12 protein-coding genes and 1 riboswitch are annotated in these 14,248 nt (G+C 33.1%); of the genes, 6 read left to right on the top strand and 6 right to left on the bottom strand.

Annotation, left to right across the window (positions count from 1 at the left end):
* Nucleotides 1-67 precede the first annotated feature (67 nt).
* Both O3884_RS05070 and guaB read left to right on the top strand, forming a co-directional pair.
* Nucleotides 68-658, top strand: a complete 591-nt coding sequence (locus O3884_RS05070; RefSeq protein WP_371452153.1) for a xanthine phosphoribosyltransferase — start codon at nucleotides 68-70, stop codon at nucleotides 656-658.
* Nucleotides 659-675: 17 nt separating this feature from the next.
* The gene (gene guaB / locus O3884_RS05065; RefSeq protein WP_371452151.1) at nucleotides 676-2,139 is read left to right on the top strand and encodes an IMP dehydrogenase; all 1,464 of its coding nucleotides are present in this window, start codon (nucleotides 676-678) and stop codon (nucleotides 2,137-2,139) included.
* 58 nt (nucleotides 2,140-2,197) lie between these two features.
* Here guaB and ribH read toward each other — a convergent pair whose 3' ends face one another.
* From ribH to O3884_RS05040, 5 genes are all read right to left on the bottom strand, one after another.
* Nucleotides 2,198-2,659: a 6,7-dimethyl-8-ribityllumazine synthase gene (gene ribH, locus O3884_RS05060; RefSeq protein ID WP_004263049.1), complete on the bottom strand. Its 462-nt coding sequence runs from the start codon at nucleotides 2,657-2,659 to the stop codon at nucleotides 2,198-2,200.
* Nucleotides 2,660-2,672: 13 nt separating this feature from the next.
* The gene (gene ribA / locus O3884_RS05055) at nucleotides 2,673-3,848 is read right to left on the bottom strand and encodes a GTP cyclohydrolase II (RefSeq protein ID WP_371452148.1); all 1,176 of its coding nucleotides are present in this window, start codon (nucleotides 3,846-3,848) and stop codon (nucleotides 2,673-2,675) included.
* Nucleotides 3,841-4,452, bottom strand: a complete 612-nt coding sequence (locus O3884_RS05050) for a riboflavin synthase (protein ID WP_004263116.1) — start codon at nucleotides 4,450-4,452, stop codon at nucleotides 3,841-3,843. Before O3884_RS05050 ends, ribA begins: the two co-directional genes overlap by 8 nt.
* Complete coding sequence (gene ribD, locus O3884_RS05045; RefSeq protein ID WP_371452146.1) at nucleotides 4,437-5,507, bottom strand: bifunctional diaminohydroxyphosphoribosylaminopyrimidine deaminase/5-amino-6-(5-phosphoribosylamino)uracil reductase RibD; 1,071 nt, start codon at nucleotides 5,505-5,507, stop codon at nucleotides 4,437-4,439. The genes O3884_RS05050 and ribD overlap by 16 nt, the downstream gene beginning before the upstream one ends.
* Before the next feature lie 171 nt (nucleotides 5,508-5,678).
* Nucleotides 5,679-5,803: riboswitch (FMN riboswitch) on the bottom strand.
* Nucleotides 5,804-5,910: 107 nt separating this feature from the next.
* Complete coding sequence (locus O3884_RS05040; RefSeq protein WP_371452144.1) at nucleotides 5,911-7,254, bottom strand: sodium-dependent transporter; 1,344 nt, start codon at nucleotides 7,252-7,254, stop codon at nucleotides 5,911-5,913.
* A gap of 684 nt (nucleotides 7,255-7,938) precedes the next feature.
* Between O3884_RS05040 and O3884_RS05035 the strand changes: the two genes are divergently transcribed.
* Entirely contained in the window at nucleotides 7,939-8,691 is a 753-nt protein-coding gene (locus O3884_RS05035) for a hypothetical protein (RefSeq protein ID WP_371452142.1), read from the top strand.
* Between the two features lie 144 nt (nucleotides 8,692-8,835).
* Here the strand turns inward: O3884_RS05035 and aldA are convergent, their stop codons facing one another.
* A complete protein-coding gene (aldA, locus tag O3884_RS05030) occupies nucleotides 8,836-10,287 on the bottom strand; it encodes an aldehyde dehydrogenase (RefSeq protein WP_371452140.1) in 1,452 nt (483 codons plus the stop codon).
* Nucleotides 10,288-10,732: 445 nt separating this feature from the next.
* Between aldA and gnd the strand changes: the two genes are divergently transcribed.
* The 3 genes from gnd to O3884_RS05015 all read left to right on the top strand — a co-directional run bounded on the left by gnd (nucleotide 10,733) and on the right by O3884_RS05015 (nucleotide 14,237).
* Nucleotides 10,733-12,145, top strand: a complete 1,413-nt coding sequence (gnd, locus tag O3884_RS05025) for a decarboxylating NADP(+)-dependent phosphogluconate dehydrogenase (RefSeq protein WP_371452138.1) — start codon at nucleotides 10,733-10,735, stop codon at nucleotides 12,143-12,145.
* Nucleotides 12,117-13,508 (top strand): glucose-6-phosphate dehydrogenase, encoded by a 1,392-nt coding sequence (zwf, locus tag O3884_RS05020; protein WP_371452136.1) that lies wholly within the window; start codon nucleotides 12,117-12,119, stop codon nucleotides 13,506-13,508. The genes gnd and zwf overlap by 29 nt, the downstream gene beginning before the upstream one ends.
* A 153-nt stretch (nucleotides 13,509-13,661) precedes the next feature.
* Nucleotides 13,662-14,237 carry a beta-class carbonic anhydrase gene (locus tag O3884_RS05015; protein WP_371452134.1) on the top strand — a complete coding sequence of 192 codons (576 nt, stop codon included), beginning with the start codon at nucleotides 13,662-13,664 and terminating at the stop codon, nucleotides 14,235-14,237.
* Nucleotides 14,238-14,248 lie beyond the last annotated feature (11 nt).

The following is a 14,248-nucleotide window of genomic DNA, read 5'->3' as shown; positions in this document are numbered from 1 at the left end:
CTCTTGAATTTTCAATGAAAGTTTGGTATCATAAATAAAATTACTCAAAGTTTATATAGGAGGAGTTATGGAATTACTAAGAGAAATGGTTATTACCGATGGTAAAGTTTATGATAATAATGTCCTTAAAGTTGATTCATTTTTAAACCATCAAATCGATGCTGGTTTAATGATGAAAATGGCAGAGTCTTTTTATGAGTATTTTAAAAAAGAGAAGATAACGAAGATTTTAACAATTGAGGCAAGCGGTATTGCACCAGCAATTATGGTTGCTAATTTATTTAAAGTGCCGATGGTATTTGCTAAAAAGAGTAAGCCATCTACTTTGAAAAATAATGATGTGTATACTGCCGAGGTTCATAGCTATACTAAAAATATAACTAATACTATAGTAGTTTCTGAAAAATTCATCAATAGAGATGATAAAGTTCTTATAGTCGATGATTTCCTTGCTAACGGGCAAGCTACATTAGGGCTTATGGAAATAGTGAAACAAGCTGGTGCCGAAACTGTCGGTGTTGGTATCCTAGTTGAGAAAAGTTTCCAAGATGGTAGAAAATTATTAGATGAAAGAAATGTAAATGTTTGTTCTTTATGTAGAATAGCTTCTCTTGAAAATAACGAAGTTAAATTTAATATATCAGATGACGAAAAATAAGAAAGGATTTTAATAAAATGTGGGAAAATAAATTTCAAAAAGAAGGTTTAACATTTGATGATGTACTTTTAGTACCAGCAAAAAGTGATATCTTACCTAAGAAGGTTGATTTAAAAGTTAGTTTAACGGAGAAAATCAAATTATCAGTACCTGTTATTTCTGCTGCAATGGATACAGTAACAGAACACAAAATGGCGATTGCAATGGCACGTGAAGGTGGTCTAGGTGTAATTCACAAAAATATGAGTATTGAAGAACAAGCTGAGCAAGTACGAAAAGTTAAACGTTCAGAAAGTGGAGTAATAACTGATCCTTTCTTCCTTACACCAGATAGCTTAGTATATGAAGCAGAAGAGTTAATGCAACAATACAGAATTTCAGGTGTACCTATTGTAAACAATGAAAAAGATATGAAAGTAGTAGGAATCATCACTAACCGTGATATGAGATTCTTAACTGATTTTGATATTAAAATTAGTGAAGTAATGACTAAAGAGCACCTTATTACTGCTCCAGAGAAAACTACTTTAGAAGAGGCTAGTGAAATCTTACGTAGCCACAAAATTGAGAAATTAATCTTAACTAATGAAGAAGGAAAATTAACAGGATTAATTACAATTAAAGATATTGAAAAATTAGCTAAATACCCTAACTCAGCAAAAGATGCTAAAGGACGTTTATTAGTAGCTGGATCTGTTGGGATTACAAACGATACAGTAGACCGTGTAGATGCTTTAGTAGCTGCTGGAGTAGATGCTATCGTAGTTGATACAGCTCACGGACACTCTAAAGGTGTATTAGATGCTGTTAAAACACTAAGAACTAACTATCCTAACCTAGATATTATCGCAGGTAATGTAGCAACTGGAGAAGCTGCTCGTGATTTATTCGAAGCAGGGGCAGATGTTGTTAAAGTTGGTATTGGACCAGGATCAATCTGTACTACTCGTGTAGTTGCAGGGGTAGGTGTACCACAAATAACTGCTATCTATGACTGTGCGACAGTAGCTCGTGAATTAGGAAAAACAATCATCGCTGATGGTGGAATTAAATATACTGGTGACGTAGTAAAAGCTATCGCAGCTGGAGGACATGCAGTAATGTTAGGTTCTATGCTTGCAGGTTGTGAAGAATCACCAGGTGAATTAGAGATTTTCCAAGGTAGAACATTTAAAGCATACCGTGGAATGGGATCAATTTCTGCAATGGAAAAAGGATCTAAAGACCGTTACTTCCAAGAAGACGGTAAAAAATTAGTTCCAGAAGGAATCGAAGGACGTACACCTTATAAAGGTGCTGTTTCTGAAACAATTTACCAAATTATTGGTGGATTACGTGCAGGTATGGGTTACACAGGGTCACGTGATTTACGTGTACTTCGTGAAAACTCACAATTTGTTCGCATGACAGGTGCAGGATTAATCGAATCTCACCCACACGACGTTCAAATCACAAAAGAAAGTCCAAACTACTCTAAATAATAAGAATAATAAAAAAGCTAGGATCTTGAAGTTCAAGTTCCTAGCTTTGTTTTATTTCTTAGATTTGTTTAGTTAAATCGATCATTTCAAGAAGACCTTGCGCGCAGTCGCTACCTTTGTTTCCTGCTTTTGATCCTGCTCTTTCAATAGCTTGATCGATGTCCTCAGTAGTTATAACACCGAACATAACAGGAATGTCGCTATTAAGACTAATGTGACCAACACCTTTTGCAACTTCGTTACAAACTAGGTCATAGTGACTAGTGCTTCCACGAATAACACTTCCTAATGTAATAACGCCATCGTATTTATTTGTAGCTACTAATTTTTTAGTGATAAATGGAATTTCGAATGCTCCTGGAACCCAGTAAACATCGATGTTTTCTTCTTTTACTTCGTTTCTAATTAGTGTATCCTTAGCTCCACCTAATAATTTAGACGTAATAAATTCGTTGAAACGAGCTACTACGATTGCTACTTTAATATCTTTACCTATAAATTTTCCTTCAAATGTTGTCATAATAATATTCTCCTTAAATGTCTAAAAAGTGATTAAATTTAATTTTTTTTGTTTGTAAATAGTGTTTGTTTTCTTTTTGTGGTTTTATATTTATTGGAACACGGTCTACCACATTAATTCCTAGAGAGCTTAGTTGCTCTACTTTATCAGGATTATTAGTTAGAAGTTTTACTGATTTAATTCCTAAATAGTCTAGTATATCTACGGCTATAGTATAGTCTCTTTCATCGGGAGCAAATCCTAGTTGAACATTAGCTTCGTAAGTATCAACGCCTTGTTCTTGTAGTTGATAGGCAAGAAGTTTATTTCTTAATCCTATTCCTCGTCCTTCTTGTCGTAGATAAAGAACTGCTCCGCGACCTAAGTCTGAAATTTTTTGTAGAGCTGCGTGTAGTTGTTCCCCACAGTCACATCTGTGTGAAGTGAAGACATCTCCAGTTAAGCACTCTGAGTGAACTCGTATTAATAAAGGTTCTTTAGAAGTCAAATCACCTTTGCTAATGATTAAATGTTCTTTATTAAATTCGTCTTCGAATAGCTGTAAATCAAAATCACCAAATTCTGTAGGTAATTTTACTTTGACACTATCTTCAAATGACAAAAAACGTGTTAGTTCATCCAAATCAACAACCGTTAAATTCCATTTTTTAGCGAATTCATATAAGTCATCTCTTCTAGCCATAGTGCCATCTTCATTCATAATTTCACAGATGTATGTGGCTTCTGTACTATTAGCTAACCTTGCTAAGTCTAAACTTGCTTCTGTGTGACCGCGACGAACCTTGATTCCACCGTCACGACCGATAAGTGGGAACATATGTCCGGGTCTATTGAAATCGTCAGGTCTAGAATTAGGATTTGCTAATTCTTTTATAGTTTTCGCTCTTTCGAAAGCTGAGATTCCTGTAGTTGATGTTTTGTGGTCAACGCTAACAGTGAATGCAGTCTCGTGTGGATCTGTATTTTTATCTAACATAGAGTGCAGATTTAATCTTTTAGCTATTTCAGTTGAAACTGGTGCGCAAATTAAACCACGTGCATGTTTTGCCATAAAATTAACAGTTTCACCAGTAACAAGTTCAGCTAGTCCTACTAAATCTCCTTCAGCCTCTCTGTCATCATCATCGATAAGAACGATTAATTTTCCAGCTTTTAAATCTTCTATTGCTTGTCTTACGTTATTAATCATTAAACTTTCCTCCAAATAGTTTTAATTGAGCTTTTATGTATTTTGCTAATATATCTGTTTCTATATTTACACTATCGCCAATTTTTAATTTTTCTAAATTTGTATGTTTAGCTGTATGTGGAATTAGCGATACCGTAAATTTGTTATTATCACAAGTTACTACTGTTAAACTTATCCCATTAATTGTAATAGATCCTTGGTTAATAATTTCACCTTGGAATTTACTAGGATAAGAGAAAGTAAGTAGGATGGCATTTTCGTCTTTTTGTCTAGCTGCTAATTGTGCTAAACCATCACTATGTCCAGAAACAATATGACCTTCGAATCTATCTGAATGCCCCATTGCAGGTTCTAAGTTGACAGCGTCATTTATTTTCAAATCTTTAAATGTCGTTCTTTTATAAGTCTCTGGCATAATATCTACAGTAAATTGTGATGAGCTTTTTTGAACACATGTTAGACATACGCCGTTTACCGCCATACTATCACCAATTTTGTATGTTTCTAGTAAATTCTTACTCGCTTGAATAGTCAGTTTTATACTGTGGCTAGATTTAATAATTTTTACTATTTTACCTTGTTCTTTTATTAATCCTGTAAACATTGAGATACTCTCCTTCCTGAGATACGTATATCTTCGCCAAGTTTAGTAATTTTAGTATCATGAAGTTTTATTTTTTCATTTGTTATTCTACTACTAGTGAATGACGAAGTGTTGTTTCCACCTAAAAGAATAGGGGAGATATAAGTTATGACTTCATCCCAATACCCACTAGCTAAGAATTGATCGTGAATGTTAGGCCCACCTTCAACATAAACCGATTGAATACCGAGTTTCGCAATTTCTGATAAAATTTCTTTTATGCTGAAATCATTAGGTGTGATAAGAGTCACATGTGAAGGTAAGTTTTCGTGTTTAACCTTTGTGAAAACTATAACTTCAGATGAACTGTTGTTAAATAAGTTAAGATTACTTTGTTCAAAGATAGAACCTTCAGCATCTAGGACAATTCTTTTTGGTGGGAAAAGAGATGTATTAGCACCAAGTAATGTTGGATTATCTATTAATACCGTTTTGGCACCTACGAGAATTGCTTGATAATTATCTCTTTCATTTCTGACAAAATCATAAACTTCTTTACCGGTAATCTGTGTTCTTTCATCGGTAAAGGCTAGTTTTCCATCGAGACTAGTGGCTTGTTTTAAAACTACATAAGGTCTATTTTCAGTATGGAATAGATTATAAGCGTAATTTAAGTTATAAGCTTCTTTTTCAAGAACACCAGTTATTACCTCGATACCATTGTCTTGCAAGTATTTGATACCTTTTCCACTAACGATAGGATTAGGATCTAATTGAGCAACAATTACTTTAGAGATACCCATTTCTACGATAGCATTTGTACAAGGTGGTTGTTTACCTTTATGATTACAAGGTTCTAAAGTAACGTAAAGTGTTGAATTAAATAATTTTTCAGGAGTTTTGCAAGTAGAAATTGCATTTTTTTCAGCATGTTCACAGCTGTATCGAAGGTGTGAACCTCTTGCGATAATTTCATTATCTTTTACAATAACTGCTCCAACCATTGGATTAGTATGTGTATACTTAGCGCCACGCTTGGCTTCAAGTAGAGCAAGATTCATAAAATATTCATGCATATTATCAACTCCTTTCTAAAAATAAAAATCCCAATTACATTTGAATTTCAAATTTAATCGGGATTGATGGTTAGTTTTATATTCGATTAATAGACCTTAGTACTCTTAGATGCACCATAGGCTATAAAAATATTCTCGATAAAGCATTAGGTATTTTTATCCTAATACTACTAATTTCTTCTCCCATCCAGACTTTACTGTCGGTTCTGGAATCTCACCAGATCAGCTTGCGCTCACGGACTTCTAGTAAACTAGTCACCGCCGGTTGGGACTTTCACCCGACCCCGAAGAAATATTTAATTCATGACTTAATATTAACACTAATGAAAACGGTTGTCAATGATAAAAAATAAAAACTATCACAAAATATGAAATATACAATGTGATAGTTTTATTTAATTTATTATAAGAATTGTGCTAAACAAACGATAAGGATAATAATTGGAAGTACATATCTTAGTAAGAATAACCATACTTTGAATAATACTAGGCTAGATTTTTTATTTTCGTCGATGTGTAATTGTTCTAAAGCTACTTTTTTATCAAGTACATATCCTGTGAATATTGATAAAGCTAGACAACCAAGTGGCATTAGAATATTAGATACTAAGAAATCCATTAAATCGAAAACTGTTTTTCCAAATATTAATGTATTAGATAATGAACCGTAAGATAGAGCAGAAGGAATTCCAACGATGAAAGTCAAGATTCCAATAATCACACTGAATTTAGTACGGTTAGTATTTCTTTGATTAGTAATGTTTCCTACATTGATTTCTAACATAACTACTGATGAAGTAATAGTAGCGAATAGGAATAATATTAAGAATAAGATATAGAAAATTTTACCAAATGCCATGTTATTGAATAATTGAGGTAGTACGATGAATAATAAACTTGGTCCACCTTCAGATTCCATACCGAATGAACTCATCGCAGGGAAGATTGCAAGACCAGCCATTACTGAAACAGCGATGTTCATTAATACAACTGAGATACCAGATTGAACAAGATTAGTTCTTCTATCAAGGTAAGAAGCATATGTAAGCATAGCTGTAACCCCGATTGATAGAGCGAAGAATGATTGTCCTAGTGCGAATAAAATACCAGAACTAGTGATTTTAGTGAAATCTGGTTTTAAGAAATAAGTAACCCCGCTCATCGCATTAGGTAATGTTAATGATCTAGCGATAATTACTAGGAAGATAATGAATAATAGTGGCATCATAATTTTTGATGCTTTTTCAATACCTTTTTGAACCCCGCGAGATACAATATAAATATTTAATAAGATGAATAGTGCTTGAGCTCCTAATGCGATCCAAGTGTTAGAAATAATACTAGTGAAAAGTGCTGCATGATCAGTAGTAGCGTGGATGCCAAGTGCATCCGCGATTGAAATACCAAGATATACTAAAATCCATCCACCGATAACACTGTAGAATGATAGTAAGATAAATAGGGCGAATCCACCGATATAACCAATAACATTGTATTTTTTATTTTTTCCTAATTTACCAAAAGTTCTAATCGCTGATACTCCCGCACCACGACCTAGTACGAATTCAGCAAGAAGAAGCGGTAATCCAATTAATAATGTAAAGATAAGGAAGACAAGTAAGAATCCACCTCCACCATTAGCTGCGGTCATATACGGGAACTTCCACACTGCACCTAGTCCTATTGCAGAACCAGCAGAAGCAAGTATGAATCCTATTTTAGAACTCCATTTTGAATTATCTGACATAAATTTTTCCTCCTAAATTTGATTTAAAAAATAAGTAAAAGCTATTTAGAAAATACTAAATAGCTTTTTTAGAAATATATATTATTATACTCAAAGACCATTTAGTATTTTTACCAATGGCCGAAAAACAAACTTAACTAGCCATTGTAGACATCGTTGCACTTATATCTACAATGCTATGAGATATAAGTGCTGCTAAAATGGCACGAAAAAGTATTCTCTTTTACTAGTTAAAATTGTGTTTTTCATAATTGAGTAGCTCCTTTTTGTAATTGTTTTAAAATCTTAACATTTATCTGAAAATTTGTCAATTATTTTTTTGTAATCTTTATGAAAAAAATAAAAAGGGCATTAAATTTTCAATTGTAATTAGAAAACTCTAGTTCTAAGTTAATGCTAATTTATGAAAATCGTTTTAATTGATAAAAAATATCGGATAGGGGATAAATTAAATAATTAATATGATTTAAATTTTTATTATAAAAAGTTACTAAAAGCTTAATATAATAGGAAAAAAGAGGTTATATAAATTTCAATTGTAAATATATTTAAATAATATGTAAAAAATCTTTAAAAAATTACGTAAACTCTTGCATTGAATTTTAATATATGTTAGTATTGTAACTATATGAATTTAATGCATAAATTAGTGTATTTATAGAAAATTTAGGAGGAAGTTTAACAATGAATAAAAATGTTAAAAAATTAGTAGCAGCTACAGTAGTTGCTGGATTAGCAGTAGCACCAGTAGCAGCTCAAACAACTACACCAGTAGCGCAAGCTGCTGAACAAGCTCAATCAAAACACGTTGTAGCTAAATTCGTACAAAACGCAGAAGGTAACTTCGTACAAGTTACTGCAACTCAAGACGTACAAGCTGCAAAAGTTACAATTTCAGTTGATGGAAAAGGTCAACACGTAGTAAACGTTGGAAACCTTAAAAAAGGTGAAACTAAATTAGTACCTTTCAACGTTGATGCTAAAAAAGTAGGAAACGGATTTGCTCCAAAAGCATTACCAAAAACTGCTGCAGTAACTGAGCACGTAACAATCTCAAAATCTATCAACTCTCACTTAGTAAGAGCAACAGTTTCTTACAAATACGAAGATGGTAAACCAGCTGTTAAAACAGGGGTACCTGGAGATAAAGCAGGTAACAAAGTTGGAGATAAAAAAGAACTAGGAACACCAGATGATGGTCGTCCAAGATTAAGTGAAATTTTAGGCGGAGGAACTAAACCAACGCCAGCACCACAACCGGCTCCGGCGCCAACACCAGCACCACAACCGCAACCGGCTCCAGCACCAACTCCGGAACCACAACCAGCGCCACAACCACCTAAAAAAGCTAGAGTAATCGATCCTAGTATTAGAGTCGATCAAACTCCAAGTGACCCAGGGTTTAATCCATTTCCAATTGCTGGACCAATCAGCTAAGAATATTATAAAATAATATTCCAATCTAATATAGATATTTCAAAAATGGATGTAGTCCTTGATTTAGGATTGCATCCATTTTCTTTTGATATCTTTTATTACATAGAAAACAGACTCTAGAAATCTAGAATCTGTTTTTCTTTTTTATTCGTTATCTAGTTGCATGTAAACAACTTGAGTAGTTAAGTATTCTTCTAAACCGTGTTTACCGTCTGCTCCACCGATACCAGATTTACGACGTCCAGCGTGGAATCCTTGCATTGCTTCGAAGTTTTCACGGTTGATATATGTTTCACCGAATTTTAGACCGTTAACTGCTTTGAATGCAGTGTTTAGGTTAGTAGTATAAACTGATGAAGTTAATCCGTATTCTGAATCGTTAGCGTATTCTAATACTTCTTCTAAAGTTTTGAATGTAGCGATTGGAATTACAGGTCCGAATGTTTCTTCTTTCATGATGTTCATTTCGTTAGTTACGTCTGTTAATACAGTTGGTCCAAAGAAGTATCCAACTTGGTTTTCATCACGAGTTCCACCGTAAGATAGAGTAGCACCTTGTTTAACTGCATAAGCTACTTTTTCTGCAACTGTATCTAAAGCACGTTTTTCAATAAGTGGTCCATAATCTACGCCACCTTCTTTATTAGGGTCACCGAATTTAACTTTATCAAGTTCTGCAAATAATAATTTTTCGAATTCAGCTTTAACATCTTCGTGTACATATACTCTTTCTGCGCAGTTACATACTTGTCCAGAGTTAATTACACGAGAAGCTACGATTGCTTTTGCAGCAAGATTTAAGTCTGCATCTTTAAATACGATAGCTGGTGCTTTTCCTCCAAGTTCTAGAGAAACATTAGTAATGTTTTCAGCTGCAGCTTTCATAACTTCTTGTCCAGCTGTTAAGCTACCTGTTAAGCTTACTAATCCAACTTTAGGGTTAGAAGCTAATCTATTTCCAACCACAGATCCGCGACCGTGAATAATGTTTAGGATACCTTTAGGTAGGCCAACTTCTACACAGATTTCAGCGAAAATATCTGCGTTAATTGGTGTTAATTGGCTTGGTTTTAATACGATTGTGTTCCCTGTAAGTAAAGCTGGTGCAGCTTTTCTAGCGATTAAGAAGAATGGGAAGTTCCAAGGTAAGATACCAGTAGTTACTCCGTGAGGGCGTTTGAATAGGAAGATGTGTTCATCTTTTCTATCACTTTGAATAATTTCTCCCTCATATCTTCTAGCCCACTCAGCCATGTAATCTAAGTAATCTGCAGTGAATAACACTTCAACTTTAGCTAAATCGAAAGTTTTACCACCTTCGTTAACAATAGTTTGTGTAATTTCAGGTTCGCGTTCACGAATACGATTCGCAATTTTTCTTAGGTACGCTCCTCTTTCAACAGCTGGTAATTTCTCCCAATCACGTTGCGCAACTTCTGCGATATCGATAGCGCGGTCTACATCTTCTCTAGTTGAAGAAGGAACTTTTGCGATAACTTCTTCTGTTGACGGATTTAGCACGTCAAGATAATCATAATTTGAATTATTTTCGAATTCCCCATTGATAAAATTTTTTAAAACTTTAACTTCACTCATAGTTTAGTTCTCCTTTTTCTTTTCTAGTAAGTAAACGTTACCATTTCTTGCTAACATTATATATTATGAAAAAGTATAAATCAAGTGTTTTGTTTAAGTTTTTGATATATATTTATATATTTAAAGATTGATTTGAATAATTTTAATAAAAAAATTGCATATATATATTTTCAAAAATAAGTGTTAATTAATAAAGGGTATAAAAAATCAAAAAAATATAGATATCTGTAATATAGCAAATAAAACGCATACATAAGAGCAAGGGGTTACTTGTTTTCTAAAAATGAATTTTTGTACTTATTACAGATTGATGTTAAATTTAGTATTTAATACATTAAGTAAGTAAAGTAAATAATAAGAAAAAATTTTCTCGAGCAAAATTATTTCCATATTCAATATGTTTAGTGGTATAATCTTAGGTAAGAAACAATTAGGAGGTTCATTAATGAAACAGAATATAGGAGTTATTGGTTTATCAGTAATGGGAAGCAACTTAGCTTTAAATATCGCGGACAATGGATTTAAAGTTGCGGTATTTAATAGAACAACAACAGTTGTGGATAAAATGCTAGAGGAGCACCCACACAAAAATGTAGTAGGAAGATATTCACTACAAGAGCTGATTGACGGTCTAGAAAAACCTAGAAAAGTTGTTTTAATGGTTAAAGCTGGGTTTGCTGTTGACAGTTTAATAGAACAATTAACACCTCTACTTGAAAAAGGTGATATTATTATCGATGGAGGAAACTCATTCTTCAAAGATACTCAAAGAAGATACGACTTATTATTAGAAAAAGGAATCAACTACTTCGGTGTTGGTGTATCAGGAGGAGAAGAAGGTGCAAGATTCGGTCCTGCTTTAATGCCTGGTGGAGATGAAAAAGCATATGAAGAAATTCGTCCAATTTTAGAAGCTATTGCTGCTAAAGTGAATGGCGTTCCTTGCTGTAGCTACACTTCAACTGGTGGAGCAGGTCACTATGTGAAAATGGTCCACAATGGTATTGAGTATGGAGATATGCAATTAATCTCTGAAGCTTACAAAGTTCTTAAACACCTAGGTGGATTTACTAACGAAGAATTACAAGAAACTTTTGAAGAGTGGAATAAAGGTGAATTAGAATCTTATCTAATTGAAATCACTGCAAATATCTTCAAAGTTAAAGAAGAAGATGGAAGCTACTTAGTAGATAAAATTTTAGATAAATCTCAACAAAAAGGTACAGGTAAATGGACTAACGAACAAGCTATTGACTTAGGAATCGATGTATCAGTTATTACAGCTGCTTTAAATGGAAGATATATGTCAAACCTTAAAGAAGAACGTGTTCTTGCTGAACAAGAATTTACTCGTAAACCTTATGCAGTTGTAGAAGATAAAGAAAGACTAAAAAATATTGTAAAAGATGCATTATTTATTTCGAAAATTGTATCTTATGCACAAGGATTTAAATTACTACAAGCTGCTGAAAAAGAATATAACTGGACTTTTGATTATTCACAAATTGCTAAAATTTTCCGTGGTGGATGTATTATTCAAGCGAAAATCTTACAAAATATTATCGAAGCGTACCAAAATAATCCAAAATTAGAAAACTTAATTTTTGATCCATTCTTCAAAGAAGTAATTGAAACAAGACAAGATAGTTTACGTGAAGTTGCTACATTAGCAATTACTAATAGATTACCACTAAGTGCTATGACATCTGCAATTTCATACTTAGATATCTACACTACAGCAAACAGTGGTGCAAACTTAATTCAAGCACAACGTGACTATTTTGGAGCACATACTTTTGAAAGAACTGATAAAGAAGGAAGTTATCACTATGACTGGGTTGGAAACAATGGAAAATAAAACAGCTATAACACTTTTCGGGGGGACAGGAGACTTAACATATAGAAAACTGTTACCTGCATTATATAACTTAAACGCATTAGGTAAATTAGCCGATGATTTTAAGATTGTTGTGATAGGTCGTAGAGCATATACACAATCTGATTATATCGATATTGCTCGTACGTGGGTTAAAGAATACGCTCGTACAAAATTTGATGATGCACAATTCGATGCATATGCTAAGAGAATTATTTACTTCAAAATGGATATGACAAATGCAGATGATTATGAAATGCTGCAAAACTTCTATGTTGAGCAAGACATTCAAAATCATGTATATTACTTTGCAGTGGCTCCTTCGTTCTTTATCACTATTACGAACGGACTTAAAAAACATTGTTCTGATAATAATGCGAAGGTTATTATTGAGAAACCATTCGGAGAAGATTTAGAAAAAGCTGGATTACTAAATGATGAGCTTGCTAAATTCTTCGATGAAAATGAAATTTATCATATCGACCATTATTTAGGTAAAGAGATGATTCAAAACATTCTTTCTTTACGTTTTGAAAATATAATCTTCAAAGGTATTTGGAATAAAGATTTTATCGAAAATGTTCAAATAACAGCTGCAGAGACAGTTGGTGTAGGAACAAGAGCTAGTTACTACGATAAAAGTGGTGCTTTAAAAGATATGGTTCAAAACCATTTATTACAAGTATTATCACTTGTAGCGATGGAAGAACCTAAAGAAGAGGGAAGCCGTGGTATTCACGAAAGTCAATACAACCTTCTTGCTTCACTTAAACCGATTGAGGATGTTCATGAAAGTCTAGTAATGGGACAATATGAAGGATATCTTCAAGAAGAAAATATCCCTGCTGATTCTAAGACGGAAACATACGCAGCGTTAAAATTATTCGTAGATAATGAACGCTGGCAAGGTGTACCATTCTTTATAAGAACTGGTAAAAAACTAGAAAAAAGAGAAACTCAAGTAGTAGTTCAATTTAAAGCTGTTGGATCTTCTCCAGGTAATGTATTAATAATAAAAATTCAACCTGAAGAAGGTGTATATTTCCAATTTAATGCTAAAAAACCAGGGACTGAACAAGAGTTACAACCTATCTCTTTAGATTTCTGTCAAAGTTGTATTTTAGAAAATATAATAAATACTCCAGAGGCTTATGAAAGACTACTAGATGCTTGTTTCAGAGAAGATAGAGCATTATTCTCGCAATGGAATCAAATAGTAGCTTCATGGACATTTGTAAATGAATTAATAGCTAAGTATGAAGAACAAGGTTCTCCATTATATACTTATGAGCAAGGTTCAAAAGGTCCTAAAGAAGCTGACGAACTTGTTAATTGGGTTAAATAAATTATTAAATGTATTGTGTGAGTAAACTCATGCAGTACATTTAATTTTTATAATTTGAAATTTTGGTGTCAGAATTGCAAAGTTTACGATATCAGATAAGTGTAGTATAATGAAAAGATGAATAAAAATAGAGAGTTTGAAAAGGAGCAATAAATGAGACTTTTAGATTCAATGTTAGAGTATAATGAATATTTTGTGAGATTTGAGGAATATCAAAAATATAAAACTGAAGATAAATATCCTGCAAAGAGAGTAGTGATGTTTACATGTATGGATACAAGATTAGTGGAGTTAGCAACAAAATCCCTAAACTTATCTTCAGGAGATGTGAAAGTAGTAAAAAATGCTGGTGCAATCTTAACTCATCCTTTTGGTTCGATAATGAGAAGTTTGATAATAGCAGTTTATATGCTAAAAGCAGATGAGATTATCGTTATGGGACATCATGATTGTGGTATGCAAAATATAGATACTGGTTTAATTATGGAAAAAATGCAGAGTAGAGGAGTAGGTAAGGAAACTTTAGATATTCTACAGTATTCAGGTCTTGATCTGAGTTCATGGTTACATGGATTTGATGATGTTAATGAAAGTGTAGCTCATGACGTAAATATGATAACAAAACATCCTTTGATTCCTAAAGATGTACCTGTTCATGGGTTGGTTATCAATCCTGAAAATGGAAAAGTAGACTTAGTTGTAAATGGATATGATAATTTAAGAAATTAGAGAGGGGAACT

This window comes from Gemella sp. 20925_1_85, assembly GCF_041433735.1.
In the GTDB taxonomy this organism is placed as follows: domain Bacteria; phylum Bacillota; class Bacilli; order Staphylococcales; family Gemellaceae; genus Gemella.
The sequence above is the reverse complement of the archived record's forward strand: the minus strand, read 5'-3'. Positions and strand labels throughout refer to the sequence as shown.